General features: G+C 38.4%; 28 protein-coding genes and 1 riboswitch. Of the genes, 5 read left to right on the top strand and 23 right to left on the bottom strand.

The genetic code is table 11. The features are described from left to right. Positions 1 to 161: 161 nt before the first annotated feature. A complete protein-coding gene (locus AC1D0Y_RS01235; protein ID WP_013084672.1) occupies positions 162 to 1,328 on the top strand; it encodes an FtsW/RodA/SpoVE family cell cycle protein in 1,167 nt (388 codons plus the stop codon). 243 nt (positions 1,329 to 1,571) lie between these two features. On the opposite strand, the gene AC1D0Y_RS01240 is transcribed toward AC1D0Y_RS01235, so the two are convergent. Continuing rightward, positions 1,572 to 3,020: a SulP family inorganic anion transporter gene (locus tag AC1D0Y_RS01240; protein WP_028410908.1), complete on the bottom strand. Its 1,449-nt coding sequence runs from the start codon at positions 3,018 to 3,020 to the stop codon at positions 1,572 to 1,574. A 219-nt stretch (positions 3,021 to 3,239) separates the two neighbouring features. Continuing rightward, positions 3,240 to 3,944, bottom strand: coding sequence for a purine-nucleoside phosphorylase (gene deoD, locus AC1D0Y_RS01245; RefSeq protein ID WP_013058711.1), 705 nt, complete (start codon positions 3,942 to 3,944; stop codon positions 3,240 to 3,242). 194 nt (positions 3,945 to 4,138) lie between these two features. Between deoD and AC1D0Y_RS01250 the strand changes: the two genes are divergently transcribed. Beyond that, on the top strand, positions 4,139 to 4,291 hold the full coding sequence (locus AC1D0Y_RS01250) for a hypothetical protein (protein WP_013058712.1): 153 nt from the start codon (positions 4,139 to 4,141) through the stop codon (positions 4,289 to 4,291). Positions 4,292 to 4,342: 51 nt separating this feature from the next. Here AC1D0Y_RS01250 and AC1D0Y_RS01255 read toward each other — a convergent pair whose 3' ends face one another. From AC1D0Y_RS01255 to AC1D0Y_RS01275, 5 genes are all read right to left on the bottom strand, one after another. Next, positions 4,343 to 4,666 carry a hypothetical protein gene (locus AC1D0Y_RS01255; protein WP_013058713.1) on the bottom strand — a complete coding sequence of 108 codons (324 nt, stop codon included), beginning with the start codon at positions 4,664 to 4,666 and terminating at the stop codon, positions 4,343 to 4,345. 246 nt (positions 4,667 to 4,912) lie between these two features. Next, complete coding sequence (locus AC1D0Y_RS01260; protein ID WP_098249157.1) at positions 4,913 to 5,539, bottom strand: phosphatase PAP2 family protein; 627 nt, start codon at positions 5,537 to 5,539, stop codon at positions 4,913 to 4,915. 235 nt (positions 5,540 to 5,774) lie between these two features. After that, on the bottom strand, positions 5,775 to 6,545 hold the full coding sequence (locus tag AC1D0Y_RS01265) for a sporulation protein (protein WP_028410906.1): 771 nt from the start codon (positions 6,543 to 6,545) through the stop codon (positions 5,775 to 5,777). Further along, complete coding sequence (locus AC1D0Y_RS01270; protein ID WP_272801109.1) at positions 6,532 to 7,368, bottom strand: serine/threonine protein kinase; 837 nt, start codon at positions 7,366 to 7,368, stop codon at positions 6,532 to 6,534. Before AC1D0Y_RS01270 ends, AC1D0Y_RS01265 begins: the two co-directional genes overlap by 14 nt. A 3-nt stretch (positions 7,369 to 7,371) precedes the next feature. After that, positions 7,372 to 7,626 carry a hypothetical protein gene (locus AC1D0Y_RS01275; protein WP_114324454.1) on the bottom strand — a complete coding sequence of 85 codons (255 nt, stop codon included), beginning with the start codon at positions 7,624 to 7,626 and terminating at the stop codon, positions 7,372 to 7,374. Positions 7,627 to 7,743: 117 nt separating this feature from the next. Here AC1D0Y_RS01275 and AC1D0Y_RS01280 point away from each other — a divergent pair, with 117 nt between their 5' ends. Then, positions 7,744 to 8,805, top strand: coding sequence for a DUF2515 family protein (locus AC1D0Y_RS01280; protein ID WP_098249159.1), 1,062 nt, complete (start codon positions 7,744 to 7,746; stop codon positions 8,803 to 8,805). A gap of 58 nt (positions 8,806 to 8,863) precedes the next feature. Here AC1D0Y_RS01280 and AC1D0Y_RS01285 read toward each other — a convergent pair whose 3' ends face one another. The 3 genes from AC1D0Y_RS01285 to AC1D0Y_RS01295 all read right to left on the bottom strand — a co-directional run bounded on the left by AC1D0Y_RS01285 (position 8,864) and on the right by AC1D0Y_RS01295 (position 10,405). Beyond that, positions 8,864 to 9,034 carry a YozD family protein gene (locus AC1D0Y_RS01285; RefSeq protein ID WP_013058720.1) on the bottom strand — a complete coding sequence of 57 codons (171 nt, stop codon included), beginning with the start codon at positions 9,032 to 9,034 and terminating at the stop codon, positions 8,864 to 8,866. A 265-nt stretch (positions 9,035 to 9,299) separates the two neighbouring features. Next, positions 9,300 to 9,986, bottom strand: coding sequence for a hypothetical protein (locus tag AC1D0Y_RS01290; RefSeq protein WP_013058721.1), 687 nt, complete (start codon positions 9,984 to 9,986; stop codon positions 9,300 to 9,302). A 203-nt stretch (positions 9,987 to 10,189) separates the two neighbouring features. Continuing rightward, complete coding sequence (locus AC1D0Y_RS01295) at positions 10,190 to 10,405, bottom strand: YozE family protein (protein ID WP_013058722.1); 216 nt, start codon at positions 10,403 to 10,405, stop codon at positions 10,190 to 10,192. 408 nt (positions 10,406 to 10,813) lie between these two features. Here AC1D0Y_RS01295 and AC1D0Y_RS01300 point away from each other — a divergent pair, with 408 nt between their 5' ends. Beyond that, positions 10,814 to 11,851, top strand: a complete 1,038-nt coding sequence (locus AC1D0Y_RS01300) for an acyltransferase family protein (protein WP_013058723.1) — start codon at positions 10,814 to 10,816, stop codon at positions 11,849 to 11,851. A 121-nt stretch (positions 11,852 to 11,972) separates the two neighbouring features. Further along, positions 11,973 to 12,818 (top strand): D-amino-acid transaminase, encoded by an 846-nt coding sequence (gene dat, locus AC1D0Y_RS01305; RefSeq protein ID WP_013084681.1) that lies wholly within the window; start codon positions 11,973 to 11,975, stop codon positions 12,816 to 12,818. Positions 12,819 to 12,853: 35 nt separating this feature from the next. Here dat and AC1D0Y_RS01310 read toward each other — a convergent pair whose 3' ends face one another. From AC1D0Y_RS01310 to AC1D0Y_RS01370, 13 genes are all read right to left on the bottom strand, one after another. Further along, the gene (locus AC1D0Y_RS01310) at positions 12,854 to 13,132 is read right to left on the bottom strand and encodes a YokU family protein (RefSeq protein ID WP_013058725.1); all 279 of its coding nucleotides are present in this window, start codon (positions 13,130 to 13,132) and stop codon (positions 12,854 to 12,856) included. A 14-nt stretch (positions 13,133 to 13,146) separates the two neighbouring features. Beyond that, positions 13,147 to 14,559: a lysine 2,3-aminomutase gene (gene kamA / locus AC1D0Y_RS01315; protein WP_028410902.1), complete on the bottom strand. Its 1,413-nt coding sequence runs from the start codon at positions 14,557 to 14,559 to the stop codon at positions 13,147 to 13,149. Between the two features lie 67 nt (positions 14,560 to 14,626). Continuing rightward, positions 14,627 to 15,475: a putative beta-lysine N-acetyltransferase gene (ablB, locus tag AC1D0Y_RS01320; protein WP_253351789.1), complete on the bottom strand. Its 849-nt coding sequence runs from the start codon at positions 15,473 to 15,475 to the stop codon at positions 14,627 to 14,629. Positions 15,476 to 15,501: 26 nt separating this feature from the next. Next, on the bottom strand, positions 15,502 to 16,767 hold the full coding sequence (locus AC1D0Y_RS01325) for a peptidase (protein ID WP_060746809.1): 1,266 nt from the start codon (positions 16,765 to 16,767) through the stop codon (positions 15,502 to 15,504). Positions 16,768 to 16,780: 13 nt separating this feature from the next. Then, positions 16,781 to 17,443 carry a 3-oxoacid CoA-transferase subunit B gene (locus AC1D0Y_RS01330; protein WP_028410899.1) on the bottom strand — a complete coding sequence of 221 codons (663 nt, stop codon included), beginning with the start codon at positions 17,441 to 17,443 and terminating at the stop codon, positions 16,781 to 16,783. Further along, positions 17,428 to 18,129 (bottom strand): CoA transferase subunit A, encoded by a 702-nt coding sequence (locus tag AC1D0Y_RS01335; protein ID WP_477707304.1) that lies wholly within the window; start codon positions 18,127 to 18,129, stop codon positions 17,428 to 17,430. Before AC1D0Y_RS01335 ends, AC1D0Y_RS01330 begins: the two co-directional genes overlap by 16 nt. Then, positions 18,130 to 19,479, bottom strand: coding sequence for an aspartate aminotransferase family protein (locus tag AC1D0Y_RS01340; RefSeq protein ID WP_060746810.1), 1,350 nt, complete (start codon positions 19,477 to 19,479; stop codon positions 18,130 to 18,132). A gap of 108 nt (positions 19,480 to 19,587) precedes the next feature. Then, entirely contained in the window at positions 19,588 to 20,823 is a 1,236-nt protein-coding gene (locus AC1D0Y_RS01345) for a dicarboxylate/amino acid:cation symporter (protein ID WP_028410897.1), read from the bottom strand. Positions 20,824 to 21,003: 180 nt separating this feature from the next. Further along, a riboswitch (cyclic di-AMP (ydaO/yuaA leader) is annotated at positions 21,004 to 21,158 on the bottom strand. 609 nt (positions 21,159 to 21,767) lie between these two features. Further along, entirely contained in the window at positions 21,768 to 23,237 is a 1,470-nt protein-coding gene (locus AC1D0Y_RS01350; RefSeq protein WP_013084690.1) for an NAD(P)/FAD-dependent oxidoreductase, read from the bottom strand. 217 nt (positions 23,238 to 23,454) lie between these two features. Beyond that, positions 23,455 to 24,855, bottom strand: a complete 1,401-nt coding sequence (locus tag AC1D0Y_RS01355; protein ID WP_013058734.1) for an ATP-binding protein — start codon at positions 24,853 to 24,855, stop codon at positions 23,455 to 23,457. A 153-nt stretch (positions 24,856 to 25,008) separates the two neighbouring features. Continuing rightward, on the bottom strand, positions 25,009 to 25,194 hold the full coding sequence (locus AC1D0Y_RS01360; protein ID WP_075419415.1) for a YjcZ family sporulation protein: 186 nt from the start codon (positions 25,192 to 25,194) through the stop codon (positions 25,009 to 25,011). Between the two features lie 87 nt (positions 25,195 to 25,281). Then, positions 25,282 to 25,707: a hypothetical protein gene (locus AC1D0Y_RS01365; protein ID WP_251626428.1), complete on the bottom strand. Its 426-nt coding sequence runs from the start codon at positions 25,705 to 25,707 to the stop codon at positions 25,282 to 25,284. Beyond that, positions 25,697 to 25,858, bottom strand: a complete 162-nt coding sequence (locus tag AC1D0Y_RS01370) for a hypothetical protein (protein ID WP_169305181.1) — start codon at positions 25,856 to 25,858, stop codon at positions 25,697 to 25,699. The genes AC1D0Y_RS01365 and AC1D0Y_RS01370 overlap by 11 nt, the downstream gene beginning before the upstream one ends. Positions 25,859 to 25,916 lie beyond the last annotated feature (58 nt).

Here is a 25,916-nt window from a genome sequence, read left to right on the forward strand (position 1 = left end):
CTTGCGACATATCTTTTCTTACTTTTAGCAAGTCTATATTCAAAGCAAAAACTGCAAAGTGGGGTTAGTGCGACTCTTCATTAATCGACTTTGCATTAAAAACCAGCATTTTTCTTTTATCATAAAGAAAGAATGAGATTTAATAGTGACAGGTGAATAATATGGGTGAAAATCAAAGAAATGTTAGTAGATTTGACTGGAACTTGGCTTTCCTAATCTTCCTATTGTTTTGCGTAAGCGTTGTGGCAATCCATAGTGCTGAAAAAATTGGGCAGTATGATAAGAACTTCGTAGCGCAACAAGTTGTTTTTTATATAATCGGAATGGTGATTATAGGGTTTGTCATGCGTTTTGACTCCGATCAGCTTCAAAAGCTAACGTGGGTTTTTTATGGATTTGGGAACTTTTTATTGCTTCTTTTACTAGTAGCTCCGTCAAGCATTGCCAGAGAAATTAACGGGGCAAAAAGTTGGTTCACACTTCCCGGCTTTTCGTTACAGCCATCAGAGTTTATGAAAGTGTTTTTGATTATCACACTGAGTACGGTCATTGTTAAACACAATGAAAAATATCGTATCCGGACAGTAAGAGAAGACTTTTTACTGCTTGGTAAACTGGGTGCTGTACTTGCTTTACCTTTATTATTAATCATGCAGCAGCCTGACTTAGGTACCGCTCTTGTGTTCTTAGCAATCACGGTTGGACTTGTATTTGTTTCAGGCGTAAGCTGGAAAATCATCGCGCCTGCATTTTTAGGTATTACAGCGGTTGGTTCTGTCATTTTGGGACTTGTTGTTTATGCACCTAGCCTATTAGAAAAGTATCTAGGGGTTAAGCAATACCAATTTGGCCGTATTTATTCTTGGCTTGATCCTGAGTCATATAGTTCGGGAGAGGGCTATCATTTAAAGAAATCGTTAGATGCAATTGGATCTGGAATGGTAAACGGTAAAGGAATCGGAAATGGAGTTGTCTATTTGCCAGAGGGACAGACCGACTTTATTTTTGCGGTTATTGGAGAAGAGTTTGGCTTTATCGGCGCCAGCATTGTTATTAGTCTTTTCTTCGTACTCGTTTATTACTTGATCAAGCTAGGCCTTGAAACAAAAAATGAATTCAATTCTTACTTATGTGTAGGCGTTATTTCAATGCTTACGTTCCACGTATTTCAAAATATCGGTATGACCATTCAAGTCTTGCCTATTACCGGGATTCCACTTCCTTTTATTTCATATGGAGGTAGTTCACTGATGGGGAACATGTTTGCAATGGGTCTGATGTTTGGAATCTCATGGCATCACAAACGCTATATGTTTGGAAATGATTAAAGAGAGACGATGGTCTCTCTTTTTTCTTTTATCTCCCTATTAAGCATGCTACAATAAAGAAAACGCTTCCAAATTCTGTTTTAAAAGGAGTAGATATGCATGCTTGATTACCAATATCGGCGCAAAGCCTATGCTATTTTGTTAAAACAGACATCCGTACCTTCATCTACAACTTCTTTTTCCACCTGGCTCGTACAGCTACTAAAACGAAACAAGTAAAAAAGGTGTGCTACTGCACACCTTTTATTTGTTCGACAGCGACGTTATGCCAATTTGCCTTACGATTTTTTTACTGTCTTCATTTAGTCCTTTTACAATAACCTTTTTATTCAATCGCTCGTACTTATCGATAATTTTTGAGATGCCGATCACGGCCGATTGATCCCATATATGAGAAGAACTAAAATCAATAATGATGGTATCCGGGTCTGTTTCATACTGAAATTCATCCATGAAGAAGCTGATCGTGGCAAAAAATAATTGCCCTGAAACCCTGTATTGCTTCATATTGCCTTCTGTTTGTGAAGTTGTTTTGATTTTAGCCATCTTCCAGCCAAATACAATGGTGCTTAAAACAATACCTACCATTACTCCTAATGCTAAGTTATGTGTAAACAATACAATAACCACCGTAACAACCATTACAATAGCATCCGATAGTGGATATTTCGTTAAGTCTTTAAGGGACTGCCAATCAAATGTACCCGCGGCTACCATAAACATAACGCCTACAAGAGCAGCCATTGGAATTTGTTTAACAACATCGCCAAGCACCATAATTAAGAACAATAAAAAGACTCCGGCGACTAAAGTAGATAACCTTCCACGTCCCCCTGATTTTACATTAATCATAGATTGTCCAATCATGGCACAGCCAGCCATTCCTCCAAAGAAACCTGTTACAATATTAGCGATGCCTTGACCGCGCGCTTCCTTATTTTTATTCGAGGGCGTATCTGTAATTTCGTCCAGTACCGTTGCCGTTAGCATAGATTCAAGTAGGCCTACAATCGCCAAAGGAAGCGAATAAGGTAAAATGATAAGCAGTGTCTCCACTGATAAATCAACCTTTGGAAAGTGAAGAACCGGCAGCGAACGCGTAATATTCCCCATATCTCCTACCGTTTTTAAATCTAAATGAAAGACAATCGCTACAATCGTCATCAAGACAATGGCAACAAGCGGAGATGGTATTGCTTTGGTCATGAGCGGAAACAAATAGACGATGAGCAGCGTTCCGGCTACCATTGCGTACATCATCCAATTTGCTCCTTGAAAATGCGGAAGCTGTGCTGTAAAAATTAAAATACCTAGCGCATTTACAAATCCAATCATAACTGTTTGAGGAAGAAATGATAAAAACCTTCCTACTTTCAAAACACCAAGTAAAATTTGAATAATTCCGGTTAAAACAGTAGCTGCAAATAAATACTCAATGCCGTGATCTTTGACTAAGTTAATCATCAATAAAGACATTGCTCCTGTTGCAGCTGAAATCATAGCTGGTCTTCCGCCTGTAAAAGCAATCACAATTGCCATACAAAAAGATGCATACAGGCCAACCATGGGATCGACACCGGCGATAATGGAAAAAGCAAGGGCTTCTGGAATAAGCGCAAGAGCAACTGTCATCCCAGACAAAATATCTGCTCGAACGTTTGAAAACCACTGCTGTTTAATACTTGCCATCATGATGGTTTATCACCTCTTATGAATTTTTTATACGATTTTCGACTTTCACGAAAATCAAAGCCGTTTTTAACGTATCAAATCGTACCATACAATTTCCCGTTTGGAAACAATTAATTTTCACAAATAAAAAGACGAGAAGCTTGATTGCTTCTCGTCTTTTCATTTGTTATGCCGCAGCTTTTCGCTGCCATTCAGCAAATAAACGAAATGAAATTATGTTCATTCATTAATTGCTGCTTCAAGCGCAACAACAATCATATCGTTAAACGTCGTTTGACGCTCTTCTGACGTTGTTTCTTCACCAGTGAAAATGTGATCACTTACTGTTAAAACCGATAAAGCATTACGGCCGTATTTAGCGGCTAGCGTATACAAAGCCGTTGTTTCCATTTCAACTGCCAATACGCCGTGAGCTGCCAATTTTTCTAGCTGGCCGTCTTCATTGTAAAATTGATCAGATGTAAATACACTTCCTACTTTTAACTGAAGGCCTTTTTCAACACCTGCATCGTAAGCGCGCTTTAATAAATCAAAGTTAGCTGTCGGTGCATAGTCAATAGGACCAAATTTAACACGGTTCATTTGTGAATCACTTGACGAAGACATGGCTAAAATAACGTCACGCACTTTTACATCTTTTTGAATTGCTCCGCATGTACCAACGCGAATTAGGTTTTGAACACCATATTCATTCATTAGTTCATTTACATAAATAGCAATTGATGGTACACCCATTCCTGTTCCTTGAACAGAAACGCGCTTTCCTTTATATGTTCCTGTAAATCCAAGCATACCGCGCACTTCGTTATAGCAAGTTACATCTTCTAAAAACGTTTCTGCAATGTATTTTGCACGAAGTGGATCACCTGGAAGTAAAATCGTTTCTGCAATATCACCTTGTTTTGCCCCAATATGTACGCTCATTTCGTACCTCCTATATGTAAAAAATCTTACGCTTTCACTATACCATATTGTATCCCTTGCTTGTCTATTTACTTCTAACATTATGCGTCAAAAATAAAAAGACATACGGCCCAAAAAATGGCGTAGTATGTCTTTTTATATAAGGGTACGCTAATAGCGCAAGGGATTTACTAATGTTAGCTGAGGTGATATGTATGGGGAAAAAGCATCGCAATCGAATTAATTCGCCTAAAAAGAATAATCATATTCCTAAAGAAGCAATTATAGCAGAACATGAAGCCCATGGAGATGAATATTCAGCAACAAACCGAAAAAATGGCCCTGGCCATCATACTCGTGATTACTAAGGGTCAACATATAAATAAAAAGCGGCCAGATAGGTCGCTTTTACCTTATGTTTAACGTACGTGCAGGCGGTTCACTTTTTGCCAGCCGTCTGTCCATAGCTTGTAGTAATACTTTCCTCGAGTACCTTCATCAATTAATAAAATATCGCCTGTGCTGATAAACCTCGCATCACAATCTTTTGGCAAATTATCAGCAATATTAAACATCTGAAATACTTGTGTTGCTGCGTCTTGATGATCGAATGCTGTAATCGTTAGACGATGGACAGGCTTATATCCGCGCTTTTCGCCTTTTTCTTCTGTTTGCATAATGGTTACATCATATTCTGTGCTAATATTAAATTGTTTTTTTATTGTGGTCCACACACTCAACATTCTTCCCTCCACCCAAAAGCAAGTATTTACTCTTTTACGTCATGTATTCTTATATAATTAGTGATAAAATCCGAAAATCCTTTATCGAATCAAAACGTTTTTTGTCGAAATTACTAGTTTTTTCTTATTAAACATGTACATAAAATATTTGTTTCCCATTTTATCATTAGTTGTTTTTGAATGGATGAATCAATAGGCCTACTTAAACAAAATGAAATATTAACGAAAAAAATGTAACCATTGCTCCTATTTTTGGTTATATAGGCGTTTAGAAAAGAGATAGACTCCTAAGGACCAAGCAAGTCCTAAACAATATCCTGCTAGTATATCCGTTAAAAAGTGTACGCCTAAATACAAACGGCTAAATCCAATTAATAAAATAACAATAGCCATTACGCATGCAGCTGCCGTTTTAACGGCTCTGCTTCTTGTATACATCCATATTAACAAAAGTACTCCGCTGTAAAACGCCATTGAGTTCATGGCATGTCCGCTTGGAAAACTATAGTGAGAGGCGGGAACGACTTGACTCCAATCAGGTCTTGGTCTTGCAAAAATCTCCTTCAATCCCCAATTTAAAGCGCGAACTCCCCAAAAAACGAGCGTGATATATAAAGCGAGCAATCCTTTTCGTTTATAAAGAAGAAATACTATAATTGCAAACCATATTGGCGCAGTGACATACCAAGATCCTACGGTTGTTATAAATATGATGATGGGTGTTAACGTGTCCGTCCTCCATCCTTCAATGGTATGAAGTACATTAAAGTCAAGCTGTTTCACCCAAGGTGTATTAAACGTAAATAAAATGAGTAAAAAGAAAGCTAAAAGCGATACAATAAATAGAGAATATTTTGTAGTGCGATTTACCATTTTTTATTTCCTCCAACCTATTAAAAGAAAAAGCATGTAGCGTTCTACATGCTTTACTTATTCACACGTTTTGGCTGAATATAGTCTTCTGGCTTAGGAGCTTGATGAACGACAAATTCAGCCGAAAATTCCTCTTTTATGTTTATTTTTTTCGTTTGCTTTGATTGCGGCATATACCTCTCTCCTTTCTTTTTACTGTCTTTAATATACGAAAAATAAAGGAGAGCTATGCACGTTAGCTATAGCGTGAAATAATATTGGTTAATATATTTTTTAACTGAGGAATTTCTTTTTCAGAAACATGAACATGAACGAGCGACTCATCTGCATCCAGCATTTCAGATAGAAAGCCGCCAAACCCTCTGGCGCGTCGATCTACTTCTATAAATAAATCGTAGTCATGCAAGCCGCTCGGCTGCACGATGATTTCAATTTCATCTACTTTCCCAGCGTACACTCCACCGCTTGGAACAAATTCAAATTCTTGAACAAAAGGAAGTCTTTTTCTCATCCGGCGAGGGGCTTCTTCGCACTCAACTTGGCGCAAGCGAAAGCCAAGCTGTTCCATAGCTTCAATTGCGCTTGTTACCATAAGGTTAGGAAGCACTTTTACATGATCAATATCTGACGGATCAACGGCATCTTTAATATCGAGGCTCGTCGCCACCCAAACCCGGGTTCTCCCTAATGTAACAGGCGTATCATCAGGCAGCTGAAAGGTAAAAGGAATAGATTTCGTTTCAGATGGTTGAATCGTGAACGGGTCGTTAATCTTAAACGTATTGAGCTCAATATCCTGCTTGTATTTTTTATCGTCCCTTTCTTTTACATAAGTTGTGAATAGACGCAGATAGATGCTGTCAATTTTCTGCTCAACATTGCCTCCATACACTTCAACAATCCCTTCAATCTTTTCACCAGCACGAAATTCATCATTGACAAGCTTAGCGTCCACTCGCGCTGCACCAATTCCAATGCGGGCTAACGCTTTATTAAATAGCGCCATACTTTCCCCTCCCTGAGTTCTTACTATTTATATAGTCATAAATATCTTTTTGTAAACTTTTAATGCTTTCATACGATTCATCTGCTCTCAGCATTTTTTGAATGATTGTCTTAATAGGCGCGGACAAATGTAACTCTTGTTCCCAGCTTCTTTCTTGTTTTTCCGTCGGCTCATAACCAGAATATAATAAAAATAAAAGAAAATGACCAAGTGCATAGATATCGCTTGCAGCGGATGTTTGTCTCATCAACTGCTGTTCTTCTATAAGGGTGCTTGTTTCTTCATGGTCCCCTAAAAATCTAGCAAGACCAAAGTCAATAACACAGATGGTTCCGTTAACATCAATAATATTTGGAATACGAAGATCACGGTGAACGATTCCTTGCTCATGAATAGCAGAAACTACGTCTAGAATATTAAGTAAAATGTTAAGCGCTTGTTCTTCCGTATACACGCACTTCTCTTCAAAAATTAAATCTTCAAACGTTTTCCCTTGAATCAACTCCATCACTAAGAAACAACCTTCATCTGTTTCGATAGCTTCATACAGTGAAGGAATTTGAGGGTGATTTAATTGAGACAGCAATTTTGCTTCATAATGATAAGACTTCAGCCCCTGGGACGTGCGCTGCTTCGTTTTACGGAGCTGCTTTACGACTACCTTTTTTTGTTGCACAATGTCGTTAGTAACATATGTTATACCATAGCTTCCCATTCCCAGTACATCTATGATTTCATAGCGCCCGCAAATGACTTTTCCTTTTTTAAAAGGACGGTCAATTAGCCAGCGATGAAGGTGTTTGAACATTCGATTTTTCACCATAAATCAACTTGAGAAAAAGCTTGAGAAGAAACTTCCGCTTTTACGTTTGCGCTTATAGTGGTGGTGTCCATATTTTGAATGACTGTGGCTGTCATAATATTTGCTTCGCTTATAATCGCTACTGCTGCTATGATGACGAGGACGTCTGTAATGATGATCACTGCTGCTGTAGTGACGAGGACGTCGATAGTGTCGATCGCTGCTGCTGTAGCGTCGATGTTTAGATCCAGTTAATGATTCAAAAATTTTTCTGAACATAAAGAAAACCTCTTTTCTTAACATTTGTTACCCTTTATACGTACGAAATGTTATAAAGGTTTCAAAAAGTCCCTTACCCTTTTTTTATATAGTTAAACGTTTCAAAGGAGGCTTAACATGACTTCTACTAACACAAATCCCCTCATTAAATTGGAGGATATTCTTCGCCTGCAGCAGATGATGCAGCTCAAACCTCCTGCTACCCTCCCGCTGTCTTTTATCGGAGAAGACGTAAAATTGATTAAAGAGATTCGAAAAAAAGTAAAAAAAGCTAATCAAAACAATGTTACACGTACCCAAGCTTATTTAGACTATTATCAAAAACATCCCGAAATTCACTGGGCTTTTTTAGCACACTTGGTTTCACGAAACGGCGGCTATTACATGACAGATCTCTCCACTACCTTAATAAAATCCCTGCTTTCTCCAGAAAAACAGCACGCGTACTTCTTGTTTTTAGAACATTCCAATTCCGCCATTTTTCATGATGCTTACGCTCAGCTGTTACTCTATGAAAAAAGCAAAGAACAAAACAGCAATCTGTTTCATTTACTCTCCGCTTTTCACATATCTTCTTTTATGAAAACTGTTTGGAATGACTTTTGGCAGCATAGAAACAAAACACTCTTATCAATAGCTCTGATTGTGAACGAACAGTATCATATCGAAAAAAATGTTCTCTTTAAAAAAGAGTTTCAGCGGGATGTTCTTCACTCTTGGCAGTTTCACACTCAAAACTTTCTCGGTATGACTCAAATCGTCTTTCCCTATTATTCAGGTAATAACATTGATTTAAGTGGCACAAAAGTGTATCATTTCGAGTCTGTCTTAAAACGGATTGAAGTGGGAAAAACTTTATACGTTCTTCTTTTTTATTCAAACTTGCATGATTCTATCTATACATTTAGCCTTAAACACCCCCACACAGGGTCTCGAAGCGATTATAATTCAGATATATTTACAAAAAATCGAACTCATTCCAAAAAGCTGTATAGCCCGACGTTAAATATGAGCTGGGGAGACCGCGTACACCTTTTTTTAAGAAAAGATGAGTGGTTTGAAGAAGAAAGCATATTTTCTCTCCTTGAGTCTATTCCCGCTTCTTCCGTTAAAAAAATTCCTCTTCAGCATCATATAAAAGTGCAATCTGCTATTAAAGCTGCTAACCCTTTTTCATAGCCGCTGTCTCATAAACAAAACGACGAGTTTCCCCGTCGTTACAGATGTATCTATCTTTTTATTCTTCATCTTGCTCATCAATAATGCATTTATCAATGAGATAATCAAAAGTTATATCCGCTAATTCGCCTAGCTCTTCTTCAGCGGGAACATAGCCTCGCTTGACTAGTTCATTGTAAAAGAACTCCGCAATTTCTTCCGTATCAATGACCACTTCGATTTCTTTCACAATATCACTCCTTATCCCGTTTGAACGGATTAGCGTACCTTATTTTTCTTAAAAATAGGTTCACTCCATCTTCTGCTTGAAGTTTTACCTTATACACATTTATGAACAATTCGGCAATAGTATGTCTAAAATTTCAGCAGTTTAAATAGAAAGGTAATTATACCCATTCTTTTTTCATTACCATCGCCGTATACACAATAAAAGATAGCTAAGAGAGATGTAATGATCTATCTCGGCTATCTTTTATTTATTAGGCATCTACCTGCTATTTTCCTTGTTCGGATTTTGCTATCTTTTTTAAATGTTTCAGCACTAAGTTCATGACTTCAGCGTATTCTTCATCTTCAAAAAGCTCATACAAAAATTTATAATCATTGTACACATCTAAAAGACCGTTTATAATCTCATGCTTTTCTTTAGTTAACCTCACTTCTTCTTTTTCAGAACCGTTTTGTTTTTTCATCTTTGGTAGCAACTCCGTCTTTTTAATTTCTTTACCTAAATACAACATATCAACACTTTGAGCGTAATTTTCTGTTTCCTCATGAGGAGTTACGAGAATGAGTTCTTCTTCACTAGCCTCAAGCCATTCTCCATCTGTTACACGTGACAATTCATAGACAATATCTTCCCATGAATCCTCTTTATAACGCCATATTTCTGTTCGAATACCAATGATTTTAAATAACTCTTTTCCATAATTAAAAACCTGGACGATATCGCCGAAGAAAAATTTATATTCAAGCTCTACTCTTTCCTGTACTAATATTTGACCTTCATATTCTTCTAGAAGCTCAATTGTATCTTCTAAAAAAAGGCCTTCACTATGGTTGATTTCGTATACAAAAATCCCATCCATCACTTTTATATCGGTAATAGTGCCAACGGTCCCGTATATTGTTACAACGACTGTTTCACCAATTCCGTATTTAGGTTTTTTCTTCCCTGCCATCGTCGCACCTCCTTAGTAAACATACACCTACTGAAAAGTTACAATATTATATGCAGTAACTAAAAAAGGGGAAGTATAACATCTTTAGAACCAAGCCTTTATTATCTATTGCCTTCTATCATTTTCCCTCCTGCTTAGTGCATGAGCTAAAGAAATAAAAAAAGCAGGCTGATGGATATCCATCAGCCTGCTTTTTTTATTTCTCACGCATTATTTTGATAAAGCTCCCATGCTTCATCAAATACGGTCATACTTGATAAATAATGTCCGTTGAGTTCTAAATAAGAACTCAGTTCGTCATAATCTGTTGAAGATTTCGGGAAGCTGTGATCATCATAAGCACTTCGCGCAAACTCTCCCATCCGATCATGTTTTTTATTTGATCGGAATTTCATTATATAGTGATAAAAGGATTTCATCGGACTCCCCCTCCAGCGGTATGTGTATCTTTTCTATCATTTTTTCAAGAAATCTACAACTTTCTTCTGCGATATGTAGATGTCGAACACTGCAATATAAGTGGTTTACCGGACAAAAAATATTAAATTCATGTTACAGTTGCAAAACAAATTTCACTATTAGCGTAACGAATAAATATTGTTATATCAATATTTTTCTTTTTTCAAAAAGACATTTGTAACAAAAACACATCGTTTTTATAACAAAAACATTGATTCGACAGGTTTCTCAAGCCTTTATGTAATTGCAAAAAAGAAGAATTCATGTTTTAATTCCGTAGTGAAAGGTTATTCTAACAATAATCGCCATTTAAATAAATCTTGTTGGTGGGAGGTTTACATCAGCATATGTTGAGGAAAAATAATACTATGAATACTCGAAATGCTTACTTTGATAATGCTAAATTTGTATTAATTTTTTTGGTTGTATTTGGACACATGATTTCTCCGTACCGAACAGATAGCAGCGGAATGCTGTCCATTTATCACTTTATCTTTATTTTCCATATGCCTGTCTTTATTTTACTAGCAGGTTATTTCTCAAAAAATTTTCATAAAAAAGGCTATTACAAAAAAATATTTACAAAGGTGGCTCTTCCTTATTTAGCTTTCCAAACTATCTATACCCTATATTATAGTGTGCTTTATACAGATGAAACGTACACGCTTCAATATTTGGTTCCTAGATGGGCAATGTGGTTTCTACTGAGCTTAATTTTTTGGAAATTAATGCTTCCTTTCTTTGCGAAATTCCCGATGTGGATTAGCTTAACTGTCTCTATTTCGCTTGGACTTGCAATGGGCTTCATTGATATTGACGGATTTGATAAAATTCTAAGCATTAGCCGAATGTTTGTCTTCTTCCCGTTTTTCCTTTTAGGCTACTATTTGTCACAGCGACAAGAGCCTTTTACAAATCTTTTGACAGCGCGAAATCGAATCATTGCATCCATCGTATTACTAGTTACATTAATTGGAAGCTATTCTTTCTTAGACGACACGGCTTACACAGATATGCTGTATGGAACGAACACATACGACAATGTGGCCGAATTTTTAATGCGCGTTTCTCACTATGGAATTGCTTTTCTTGTATCTTTTGCCTTTATGGCTTTAATTCCAACGCGCGGTTTTGCTTTAACAAGCATTGGACAGCGATCCCTATACGTGTATTTATTGCACGGCTTCATTTTAAAATGGTTCTTTACAACTGACTTCTCAAAAAGTCTGGAGCCAACGTCATGGGGAATTATCGTCTTAATCGCCCTGTCCATTTTAGTAACGATGCTTCTCGGCAGCCGTATCGTCGATTGGTTCATCACCGGTACTAAGCTCATCGTTCAGTTTGTTACACCTAAAAAAGCCATTCAGAAATTTTCATTAGCTTTCAAACGTACGTTTTCATAAAAGTCATACTCCTAAAGGAGTATGACTTTTTTCATTTTCTTTGGAGAAACCAAGTAAATAATTTCATTTTGCTGAATTTTATGTTAACGTTTTAATATCTAAAGGAAGGGAGTTTTTCAAGATGGAATTAGCATATTATGCTGGAGAGTTTAGAGATATTAATGAGGCTGTTATTCCAATTGATGAACGCGGTCACCAATTTGGAGACGGTGTTTATGAATTTATTCGCGTATACAAAGGAGTTCCGTTTTCAATTGAACGTCACTTAGACCGCTTAGAAAGAAGTGCAAAGGCAATCTTTATCGAGCTGCCGGTTTCAAGACAAGAGCTAAAGGACATCATTCATCAAGCAATGGAAAAATCAACGTTAAAAGACGCTGATATTTATATTCAAGTTACGCGCGGGATTGCTCCTCGAAATCATTTATTTCCCGATGTACCTGCACAATTAGCACTCACAATACGCCACCCTCGCCAAACACCTGAAGAAGCCTATGAAAAAGGCATTTCCACGCTTCTTTTGGAAGACGAACGATGGGCTAATTGCTATATCAAATCATTGAACCTACTTCCTAACCTTCTGGCCAAACAAGCTGCGGCTTCTAAAGGATGTAAAGAAGCTATTTTAGTAAAAGACGGATACATAACCGAAGGGTCGAGCAGCAATGTATTTGCGATAAAAGACAACGTCTTGTTCACGACTCCTGCCACAAGAAAAATTCTATCCGGTATTACGCGCGCTAACGTGCTGGAATGTGCGCAGGAACAAGCCATTCAAATCCGCGAACAAAATATGACTCCTTCCTTTTTAAAAGACGCTGATGAAGTTTTTATTACGAGCACGTCTGTTGGCCTCTTGCCCGTTTCGAAAATAGACGAAGTCGAACTTCCAACTTTCCGTCCTGTTACAGTGGCTTTAAAACACGCCTACAGCCTGCGCACTGCTGGAACAAAGGCTTATCAATAAGCAAAGCCGCCCCTTACAAAATAAGGGGCGGCTTTTTAGAATTTAAAGTAGTTGCGCTTTAATAATCTTGGCACTTTTAATAGTTCATCATACCGAATGGATTCATCAAGTTTTTTTGTATCGACAAGAAGCAGCTGTGTTTCCACTTCTTCTATGATCTCTTCTTCTTGATATGACATCCCGCAACCTGAACAGCTGATACATGGCATATGAGTAATTTCAATACTTCTCGTTCCATCTGGCAATTCCCAGTATGCGGTATTGGTGGTTTCTACCGCTTTTTCTTCTTCGCACCATGCGCATTGAACAGTCATATTACAGGACCTCCTTAAGATGATGGAGCATCGTCGCTTTTAACGTCTTTTTTCAATTGAGCTTTAAACTTTTTATCTTTTAATTCATCTCTTTTTTCACGTTTATCTTTTAGACTTTCGTGAGCACTGTCACTTTCATATGTTTTACGTCTTTTTACTCTCCCTAACCCTTCCGGTACAAGGTTGAATTGAGCATCATTCATAAGACCCGAGATGCCGATGGAAGAATCTTTAGCATCCGATGCTGGATAAACAGCGCGAAAATAATCATCTGCACGCCCAGGCACATAGCTTTCTGGCTCCGGATACGTCGTAATCACTCCTTCAAAGTTTCGCAGAACAACTTTACTTGCGCTTTGACTAATAATATAGTTTGGCTGAACTGCAATCTTTCCTCCTCCTCCCGGCGCATCAATAACAAACGTTGGAACAGCATAGCCAGACGTATGACCTCGCAGCCCTTCCATAATTTCAAGCCCTTTGGAAACAGGTGCGCGGAAATGTCCAATTCCTTCTGACAAATCACATTGATAAATATAGTAAGGACGAACGCGTATTTTCACTAAATCGTGCATAAGCTTTTTCATGATAGCTACGCTGTCATTAATCCCAGCTAAAATAACCGCTTGATTGCCAACTGGAACGCCTGCATCGACAAGCATTTCACATGCTTTTTTTGTCTCTTCCGTAATTTCAATGGATGTATTAAAGTGAGTATTTAACCATACTGGATGATATTTCCTTAAAATGGTACATAAATTTTCTGTTATTCGCTGCGGAAACACAACGGGTGCTCTTGTGCCAATCCGAATAATTTCCACATGGGGAATAGCTCGTAAATTCTTCAAAATATATTCTAAAATGTTGTCATTAATCAGCAAGCCATCACCGCCTGAAATGAGTACATCTCGTACTTCAGGTGTTTTGGCGATATAAGCAATCGCAGCATCTAACTGCTTTTTTGGAACGCCCATTCCGATTTGTCCTGAAAACCTTCTTCGAGTACAGTACCTGCAGTACATGGAACATTGATTGGTGACTAAGAACAAAACGCGATCAGGATAGCGATGAGTCAACCCTGGCACTGGAGAATCTTCGTCTTCATCTAGGGGATCTTCTAGATCATATTTTGTTTTATGAAGTTCTTTGCCAACCGGAACAGACTGCATACGGACGGGGCAGCGAGGATCATCTGGATTCATCAAAGATGCATAATAAGGCGTAATATTGAGCGGAATGGTTTTGGTTGAAATGCGTACTCCTTCTTCTTCTTCAGGAGTTAAGTTAATGACCTTTTTTAAATCATCTAACGTTCGAATTGTGTTTGTTAATTGCCAAATCCAGTCATTCCATTTTTCTTCAGGAACATCTTTCCATAACTCAATGTCTTTCCAATGTCGGGACGGCTTATATAAATCATATAACATACAATCGCTCCTTTATGAAGATTTACTATTGTTATATGTTACAGCCCATAAATTGGTTAATTATTTCTCACCCTTTACTTTTTGACAGATCCTTCACCCACACGTTCATATCTTCTAACGATTTATAAATGTAACAATTATTCGTTAATCGTCCCGTATAGATATACCCAAGCTGATGAAAAGAAGCATTCATCCCAAATGAAAGCGCTCTCGCTATTGTGTATGCACAAAAAATATGCCGCTGTTTTAGCTCCGCCTCTAGTGCGTTTAATAAATGCTTCATGAATCCATACTTTCGATAAGCAGGGAGAGTCGCACAATCCGTTAGTTCAGCATTGTGGTAGACATAGTCAATTTCAGCAGAAGCAGCGCTAACGATATCGTTCTTGTCAACTATGATATAAAACAAGCTATCTTCTTGAAGCAAATTAGAGAGATACTCTTCTTCGTAGAGGGGAGTAGGATACACTGTGAAGATTTGACGGTAGAGCTGAGAAAGTTGTTTAGCGTCAGATGAAATGGCTCGGCGCATGATCAGTTGATTCGATAAAGAAGAATAATCAGATGTCGGCAAATTCAACACATCTTGAAGCAGCTCTGTTTCTTTTAACGTCTTCCCGCTGTCTCGGCGGGATTGAGACGTATAGTAGCATAAAAGATACGCGTCGCTTCCGTTAAAATAGTAGGGAACAGTTGCTTCTAAAGAAAATCCCAAGCTTATCCAGTCCAACAGATGTTCAGCACGTACTTTTATAATCCACTTTTCGTACGTTTTCTTATCAATTTCTTTATATATATAGCTGTAAATATCGTTCACATTTCCCCGGTAATCATCTATTCTCAGACGCTTGTTATATTCATCTAAAAAAAGAGTCATAGCAAAGGTTGGCTGACAAACATTTTCTTGTTTCCCCATTTGTTTGTATCCTCTCCCTTTTTAGCTTAGTCTGCAATACTGCACCAGTCTGCTACAGTGAGAGCAATAATTTCCGCTGCGTCAAGCATCGTTTGAATACAAATATACTCATTCGGAAAGTGGGCCACTTCTGTTACTCCCGGTCCAAAAACAACTGTTGGAATATCCCCTACTTGTGACAGTATCCCTCCGTCCGTTCCCCAAGGAGATGCTTCAATGATCGGCTGATTCTGTTTCACTTGATAAAAAGAGGACGAAAGAGAGGTCATAAGCGGATGCTCCAATTCAATTTCACCGGGAAGCCAGTGGGCCCCAAACCATTCCAAGTCGACAGGGTGCTCAGCAAACCACTCATCACGCTGATGCAAAAGTTCAAGCCAGGATTTCATTTCTGCTCTGACATTTTTCATTTTTTCATGCGGAGCAACTCCTATCCTGCCTTCTAATATTACTTGATCAGCGACTGAAGAAGGCCACGTTCCTCCTTGTATATTTCCGATATTAATCGGCACGGGAATGGGAATTTTATTATAGAGCGGATCGGTAATTCGGCTGTTTCTCTCTTTTTCAAGACCCTCAATATGTTTAAGCACCACAGCTGCTTTTTCAATCGCACTCACGCCTTCATACCGAGTCCCTCCATGTGCTGCTACTCCATGCACGGTGACTCGAAACCACATGGAGCCTTGCTGTTTAGGGAAGATCTTCATGTTGGTTGGTTCTGGAATAATGGCACCATCTGCTTTGTACCCTCTAAGTACACAGGAAAGTGTTCCTGCACCTCCGCTTTCCTCTTCTACTACGCTTTGAAAAATAACATCTCCTTTTAGTGAAATATCTAGCTCTTTCAACGCTTGAATAGCTAAAAGTAATGACACATTTCCTCCTTTCATATCCGTTGCTCCGCGTCCATATAAGTTTCCATCTTTTACAACAGCCGTATAAGGGTCTTCCGTCCACTGTGAAAGATCTCCGGGTGGTACTACATCAATGTGCCCATTCAAAATGATGGATTTCCCTCCACCTTTCCCTTTTAACACGCCTACCACATTTGGACTATCTCGAAAAGTAGAACGATTGGAGGCAAAAGCTTCATGGCTGCGAAGTATTTTTTCATCCGGTTCCCATATATCAATATCTAACTGCAGCTGTCGAAGGCGTTCAATGACAATTGCCTGCGCATGCTTTTCAGAACCTTGTACGCTTGCTTCTTCTACGAAACGCTTGAGTAAACGCACTGCACTTTGACGATGCTCTGTCATCCAGTTATGAATAGATTGCTGTATGTTCATGTAAGGGTCCTCCTTATGGTATCGTAATCAATTGATCACTCAGGCGAACTGTCGCTTCTGTTGAACTCAAAATATCCTCTACGGTATAAGGAGACATTAACTCTGTTAGAAGAAGCGCATCTTTTTCTACTTTAAAAACCGCCCTATCTGTAATAACTAATCCCACGCAGCCCGAAGCAGTCAGAGGTAAAGAGCACGTCTTAACCAGCTTCGGTTCTCCTGTCTTGCTCGTATGATTCATTAGCACAATGACTTTTTTCGCTTTTTGAGCTAATTCCATCGCTCCTCCCATCCCAGGAACTCGCTTACCTGGCACAATCCAATTAGCTAAATCCCCTTTTTCACTCACTTCTAACGCGCCAAGAATGGTCATATCGACGTATCCTTTTCGAATCATCGCGAAGGCTGTAGCACTATCACAGTATGAAGCCCCGTGAACGGTAGTTGTTGGATAGCCTGCTGCATTGCAGACATTCTCATCTTCTTCACCCAAAGGAGGCGAAGATCCTAACCCTAAAATTCCGTTTTCAGCATGAAACATCACATGAACAGCGCTTGGTACATAATTAGGAATAAGAGAAGGAATGCCAATCCCTAAATTAACAATCATGCCGTTTTTGATTTCAGCCGCAGCACGTTTTGCAATACGATGACGAATATCTATTCCCAAACCCATTTCCAATTCACTCCTTTTGAAGGGACAATATAATCCACAAATACACCTGACGTTATCACGTTCTCTGGGTCAATGTCCCCAAGAGGAACGATTTCATCCACTTCAGCAATAGTGATACGACCTGCCATAGCCATTAATGGATTAGTGTTTCGAGCGCTTTTATCATAAAGCAAGTTGCCGAATGGATCTGCTTTTTTTGCATATACAAAAGCTACATCGGCTGTGAGTGGTTTTTCAACTAAAAATGTCTTGCCGTCTACTTCCACTTTTTCTTTTCCAAATTGAATAATGTCATTTTCAATTCCTACATCAATCAGTACTCCTCCGAGTCCAACTCCTCCCGCTCGAATCCGTTCAGCAAGCGTTCCTTGAGGAGAAAACTCAACTTTCAGCTTTTCTTCTGTCATCAGCGTTCCAGCCACTGGGTTCGATCCAATATGAGAAGCGATCAGCTTTTGAATTCTTCCTTGGCTTACCAATTTTCCCGCACCAATATGAGGAAAGCCTGAATCATTACATATCAATGTAAAATTTGATTTTCCGCTTTCAATAAGACCGTCAATGAGAGAAGGCGGGCTGCCTACTCCTCCAAACCCTCCTATCATCAGCGTAGCAGCATGATCCACGTATTCAATCGCTTGTTCCACAGTTGTAATCTTTTGAAATGAGTTTTCGACCTTTGTCACTCATTCCACCTCATTTCCCTGTTTTTCATTTTGCACTTCATGCAATGTTTTCGAAAGCAGATCGACCGCTTCATCAAGTTGACGATGAGTAATCGTAAATGGTGGCGCAATAATAATACCGTCTCCTTCGACTCCGTCTGTTCCTGCTTGCGAAGGATAAAGGAGAAGACCATTTTTTTGGGCTTTACTTATTACGCGCGTTGTCATATTTTCAGAGGATGAAAAAGGCTCCTTCGTTTTTGGATTTTGCACAAGCTCAAGACCAACTAATAAGCCTTTACCACGTATGTCCCCAATGATAGGGTAAAGAAGCTGAAGTTTCTTCAATTTCCCTACTAAATAGTCTCCTTTCAGCGCTGCTTCTTGAACAAGATCATGCTTTTCAATATAGCTTAAAACAGCTATCCCTACAGCGGATGACAGCGGATTAGCGCTTAGCGTATGTCCGCTCATAATTAATTTGGATCCGTTCATAATAGGTTCAATCGTTTTGCTGCTAGCTAACGTAACGGCTATTGGTGTATATCCTGCTCCCACTCCTTTTCCAAGCGTCATAATGTCTGGTTTAACTCCCCAGTGCTCATATGCAAACATCACGCCTGTACGCCCAACTCCCGTCATGACTTCATCCGCAATCCATAACACATCATATTTATCACAAATTTCTCTTATCACTTCATAATAGCCAGGAGGAGGTGTAAGGGCTGCTCCGGCTGCTCCTACAATGGGCTCGGTAATAAAAGCAGCAATATGTTCAGGGCCGGTTCGTTTGATAACTGTTTCCAATTCGTGTGCACAAGCAAGATTACAGGATGGATAGGTTTGATGAAACGGACATCGATAGCAATAAGGAGGCGAAACCGAAGGATAATCTTCAAGCAAAGACGAAAAGCGTTTTCGTCTTCCAACGTGCCCTGACATAGACAGAGCTCCTATTGTAATACCGTGATAGCTCATCCAGCGTGACAAAACCTTTGTTTTGGTTGGCTTTCCTTGCTCTTGAAAATGCTGAATTGCCGTTTTCATAGCCGTTTCAGTCGCTTCTGTCCCGCTGTTAACAAAAAAGCTCCACTGGAAATGATTGCTGCTTAATTCACATAGTTTCTTAGCTAAGGCTTCTGTTGGATCACTTGTAAACTGCGACCGATATACAAACGCAACTTTCTGTGCCTGATCGGTCATCGCATCAATAATTTCTTTTACGCCGTGTCCGATACTTGCTGTAACTGCCCCCGACGAAGCATCTATGTACCTTTTTCCATCTTGGTCGTACAAATAAATTCCTTTTCCATATGAAATAACTGGGTAGTCGTCGTCGAGCAGCGGCTTTATTACATGAGTTTTATTCATTTCCGCACTCTCCTTTCAAACATACACTCTTATTAAACTGTATGCTGAAACGAAGAGTTTCTTGCCAATAAAAAAAGCCCTAGCATATAGCTAGAGCTTTTACGCTTATTAAGCTGATTGCGTTACAGATTTATCGATACGCTTTGCTTCTGACTCAGCCACAATAACGGCACACGCAGCGTCTCCCGTAATATTTACAGATGTACGAAGCATGTCAAGCAAGCGATCAATTCCAATAATCAATCCGATACCTGCTACAGGCAAGCCAACCGAACTCAATACCATTGCTAGCATAATGAGACCAACTCCCGGCACACCTGCTGTACCAATACTAGCAAGCACCGCTGTCAATACAACCGTCACAAGAGCACCCAGCGACAGGTCAACACCGTATACTTGTGCAATAAAAATAGTCGCTACACCTTGCATAATTGCCGTCCCGTCCATGTTAATGGTAGCACCTAACGGCTGAACAAAACTGCTGATGGACTCCGGGACACGAAGGTTTTTTTGAGCCACATTCATTGAAATCGGAAGCGTTGCATTACTGCTTGATGTACTGAATCCAACTGTCATCGCAGGAGCAAAACCTTTAAAAAATTCAATAGGGTTACGTCTCGCCATAAGAGCGACTGATCCTCCATATGTTACAATCGAATGGATAAACAGTGCGAGCACGACTACAATCATGTACAGCCCCATCGCTTTAATTGCCTCCCAGCCTTGACTTCCAACCGCGGTTGCAAGAAGTCCAAATGTTCCGTAAGGAGCAAACTTCATCACTAGATTTACAAGATACATCATCAATTCATTGCCTTGCTCAAGTAAATTGTAAAGCCCTTTTGTTTTATTTCCAAGCATCGTAATACCAAAACCGATAAAGATAGAGAAAACGATAAGTTGAAGCATATTCCCTTCAGCCATCGCTTGGATTGGGTTGACTGGAATCATATTTAAGAATGTCTCTCCAACCGGCGGTGCTTTTTCGGCTTCAAAAGAAGCGTTTTTTGTATCAAAAGATCCAAACGTACCCGGTTTAATTGCATACGCTAAAATTAAACCAATAATAATAGCAACGGTTGTTGTAACTAGGAAGTAGGAAACTGTTTTAGCCCCGATTCTTCCTAGTTTTTTAGGATCTCCTAAACCTGCTACACCTAACGTGATAGAGAAAAACACAATTGGTACAACAAGCATTTTAATTAAGCTTAAGAAAATTTGGCCAAGCGGTGTAAACAAGTACTTGTCCAGCGGAGCAAAAGCACTTGGAGCAAAAGCATTGATCAACACTCCCACAACAGCACCAGCAATCAGCGCGATAATAATCTTTGTCGATAGCTTCATAGATTTACCTCCCGCAAATAAATTATATTAGAATGATTCTAACTACCATACTTATTTTACCATGCATTGAGAGCGATAACACTCAAAATATACAATATATTAAAAATTTTCAGATTAATAGTTTAGGAATATTTTTATCTATACAAAAAACCATGAGAATATCATGGTTTCATAGACCTGTTATTCCCTCACTGAATGCTTACGGAGTTAGCTGTCGGATTCGGGTACGTGAGTTACCCTACTTGATTTATTCAAGATTCACCCCAAGTACACTACGCACAAATATGGGTCCCCCGTTCTCTTATAAAACAAAAGAGATTAAGCAAATAATTTTCTTTAATATTTTTGCATGATAATAATTCTTACTTTAATTAAAATTCATTTTATATGTTTCTGTCAAGTTTTTATTCAAAAATAATGCAGGATTTTATCATAAAAAGTTGAGCATTGTTATATTTCAAAATATTTACATCATATTTCAATAAACCACAAACAGTTATTTAACAAGACTTAAAATCTAATGGATAAAAAATTAATTCAAAAAATAGTTTGTAAAGTGAACTTTCTTTTCATTAAATTACATTCATAAATTTGCATAATTATTCTAATATCCGCGTACTTTACTGCTTTCATAAATATTTTACTCAACAAAAAATAACTCTTTCCAACTGTTGATTTTATCCTTGTATTGCTTGATATAAATTCTCTAAAATTTCACTGAATTTGTTGATAGAAATAAATGGACATTGTCAATTCGCCTTATTCTATTTAATTCTGCTCACGATAGAAATATGGATGCCGTAATACCTTTTAAAAAAGGAGCGAGTAATTATCATATAAAACTATCGGAGTTGGAGGGGTATGGGTATAAGTTCTTTACTTTTTACTTATTCGCTTTCGTTATTTAACACATATAAAAAAAGAGGCCGTGACGGCCTCTTTTTTTATACAGTAACAGGTTCAGAACTTGCTTTGCGATTCTTTAATTTTTCAACAATGTCACGCGCTACCCACACACCGCACGCACTTGCCTGCGCGAGTCCTCGCGTAATACCAGCTCCGTCTCCTCCCACGTATAAACCGGAAATTTCAGTTTCAAACTTATCATTTAACTTCGGACGGGCTGAGTAAAATTTCGCTTCCACACCGTAAAACAGCGTATGTTCAGATGCTAACCCAGGCGTTACATGATCCAGTGCTTCTGTCATTTCAATTAAGCTTTTCATCGTATTGTAAGGAAGCACTAAGCCTAAGTCACCCGGTACAGCTTCTTTTAACGTTGGTTCTAAAAAGCCCTCTTTAATTCGAGTCGCTGTTGAACGACGGCCCTTTAAAATATCTCCATACTTTTGAACAACTAAGCCCCCGTTTGACAGCATATTAGCTAATCTTGATACTTCGTGCGCATATTCGTTCGGCTGATCAAATGGATCCGAAAATTTATGAGAAACAAGCAGCGCAAAGTTCGTATTTTGACTTCCAAGCTTCGGATCTTTGTATGCGTGTCCATTTGCTAACATAATACCTGAATGATTCTCTACTACCACATGTCCTGAAGGATTGCTGCAAAACGTTCTAACTCTTGTACCTACGGACGTATTGTAAATGAATTTCCCTTCGTACAAGTGCTTGTTGATTTCTTCCATAACAACGTTGGATGTTTCTACTCGAACGCCGATGTCCACTTGATTGTTAATCATTTTTAAACGACGTTTTTTTAGTAAGTCGCTCATCCACTTCGAGCCGTCTCGACCTGGTGAAACCACCACTTTATCAGCCGTAATTCTTTCACCATTTTTCAATTCAATACCGCGCACGATATGCTGACCATCTTCTTTTTCTGTTATTAAATCGGCTACTTCCGTTTTATACTGCATATCAATTTTTTCTTTTAAATATTCATAAATGCTTTTTAAAATTTCTAAATTTTGCTCTGTTCCTAAATGACGCACTTGGGCACGCAATAGCTTTAATCCTGCTGCGTATCCGCGTTTTTCAATTTCACGAACTTTATCAGTTAACGGATCCGTAATCGTATCGGTTGCTCCGTGTTTTAAATTAATTTCATCCACGTATTTAATTAAATCTACCACCTGTGATTCAGACAGATAATCCGTCATCCAGCCTCCAAATTCACTTGTGATATTAAATTTTCCATCTGAATATGCGCCGGCTCCACCGAAACCATTTGTGATAGAACAAGCAGGCAAACAGCCAGCAAACTCTTTTTTGCCAACCGCAGGCGGACATTTTTCAATTTTTTTCTGAAGAATCGGACAATTACGTCGATAGATATCGTGTCCTTTATCGATTAATAAAATAGTTGCTTCCGGTAATTTTAACGTTAACTCATAGCAAGTAAAAATCCCAGCGGGTCCTGCCCCTACCACAATAACATCATAATTTGAGTTCATTGTACATTCTCCCATCATCTTTTTTCTTCGGGTAAAAGATAAAAGTTATTGACCGAATTTTCTTTTTTTATTATCATTCGGTTATTTTCTAGCCATTTGATAATATATCAAAAACAAACCCTTTAGTCAACAATATACACGAACATTAAAATAAAAAAATAAAAAAACATTCGTTTTTATTTCAATCAAATAAAAACCAGTGAACGAATAGCAAGCGCTATGAAATGTTCACTGGTTCTTTAATATACGGAAGAGCAATTTCTACTTTTGTTCCTACTCCTACTTTACTCGCAAATGAAATATGCCCTTGATGCTGTTCGATTATTCGGTAGCTAATCATTAACCCTAGCCCCGTTCCTGTTTGTTTCGTAGAATAAAACGGTTCACCTAGCCGGGCTAAAGATTGCTCATCAATTCCACAGCCTTCATCCTCGATAATGACCATGCCGTATTCATTTCTTTTCTCAACGGTGACTTTAACTGTACCTTTGCTCATTGACTCAAGCGCATTTTGAATTAAATTAATAAAAACTTGTTTAAGCGCATTTTCTTCACAAAAGATTGTAATCTCATCACTAATTTCATTAATAATACGACAGTTTTTATAATTGGCGTGTGTATCTAATAGTAATGTCACGTGACGGATGATTTGATTGAGACTTTTTGGGTGGTATGAATTTTCAATTTTAGGCTTGGCCAGCGTTAAAAATTCTTGAATAATGGATTCGACGCGATTCAATTCTTCAAGCATAATATCATTGTATTCTTCATTATACTGTTTTGATGCTTTTAACAGCTGAATAAACCCTTTAATCGCCGTCATTGGATTACGAATTTCATGTGCTACTCCTGCCGCTAACTTGCTCACCATTGTAAGCTTTTCAGATTTGCTTGCCATTTCATCATATTTTTTTCGATCCGTTACGTCGCGAATAATATACTGAATGGCATCCTGTCCTTCAAACTTAATTTTGGTTGCCGAAGATTCAATAATGACGACTCCTTTTTTAGTCAATAGTTTCACATCAACACGCGGCCTCACCGACATTCCGTTCATTAGCTGAACCATTCGTTCTTTTACGATTTCTAAATGTTCGGGATGAATAAAATGAAGCCAAGGACGCCCGATATACTCTTCTTTTTTCTCGCCGCCAAGAAGTTTAACACCAGCGGGATTCAAATATTGAATTCTGCCTTCTCTTGTTACAATAAATGCATCTTGGCTTTGCTGGACAAACTGCTTATATTGCTTCATTTTCCGAATGACTTCCTCTTGCTTTTCAATACTTGAGGAAAACTCTTTCCACTGAACAACTAAGAGCGGAATATCCCCTTCCGTGCGCTGAATATGGATGTGCATCGGAAACTGCTGATCTACTTTTTTCTTAAGTAAAACAACTTCTTCCTCTTGCTTTCTTAACGGTTCCACTTCATGCTTTTCAATAAAAAAGCGATTTGGCTCTTCAAATACATTACAGGAAAGAAGTCGTTCCTCCGTCGTTTTAAAAAGGTGGCAGCACGCTTCATTTAAAATTTGGATATCTCCATCCATATTCATTACGAGCATTGGTGTAAATGACATTGAAAATAGCTGTTGAAATACTTTTTCCTTTTCCATATATTCACCTTCGCTTATTGAGTTACTAGCTATAGTATAATATGGTAAATGTTGATTTGGCAAAATTTTTTTATTATTTAAACAATTTATATGTAAGTTTGTCCTTTTCCATCTGTTATAAAAAGCTCGCACATGCGAGCAAATGAGGCCTAATCAGCAAAAACAAGTACAGCCAATGATGATTAATAAAATAAATAGCACAACAATTAATGCAAATGACTGGCCCGTTCCACAATGATGATAACCGCCAATTGGATAGCTAATTGGATAATGGCAAGTATCATACAGGTGGTGATAGCCTCCGTGATGGCATGGGTCGTAACAATCGTAGTTATACATAGCAATCTCTCCTCTTGTTTTTTTCATTTCGTACACTGTACTTTATATGCGTTAGTTGATTGTCCTGTATGTGCATTCGCCCATTTTTCACTTTCTCTTACGCCATATTCGCCTTTTAGGCTGCAGCGTATACGAAAACAACAAAAGTAAAATACTTCCCATCACCAGTAACGTAGTAAAATTTTTCATAAACTCAATAATGACCCCTATATAGGGGAGATGGTATGCGTAGCTTCCAATCACTTTAAAAGAAGCAGGCAAAGAATCTCTTTGAGCTGTAACCAGTACATCAAGCTCTTGATTATGGGCCAGTACAAGTTCATTTTTTGAAGAAGATGATTCGTCTCTAAAGACAACTATATCTCCGCGATGCAGGTGGTGATAATCCGTTTCTTGAACGGTCACGGTGAAACCAAATAGGCTTGGAACTGTACTAACAAATACAAATGTAAAGCAAATTGCATAAAGAACAAGTACATATCGAAACGCGGAAAACATACATTTATTGATCATAGGTAATCAGCTCAATTCGCTCGGTTACTTTATTTAGCACGGGGGTAATGTGATTAAATGAAGTAGAGCGCTCTGTAAATTGAATTAAAAGTAGCAGCAGTAAAAAACTTAACATAATTAACCGTAGCATCCGAGCATAAAAATCGCGCATGCTCTCACTCCTTTTTCCTATACTAAATTCGGTCGTACAATAAGCCTTCAGTCAATAA

This window comes from Priestia sp. P1_B12_1, from assembly GCF_056406695.1.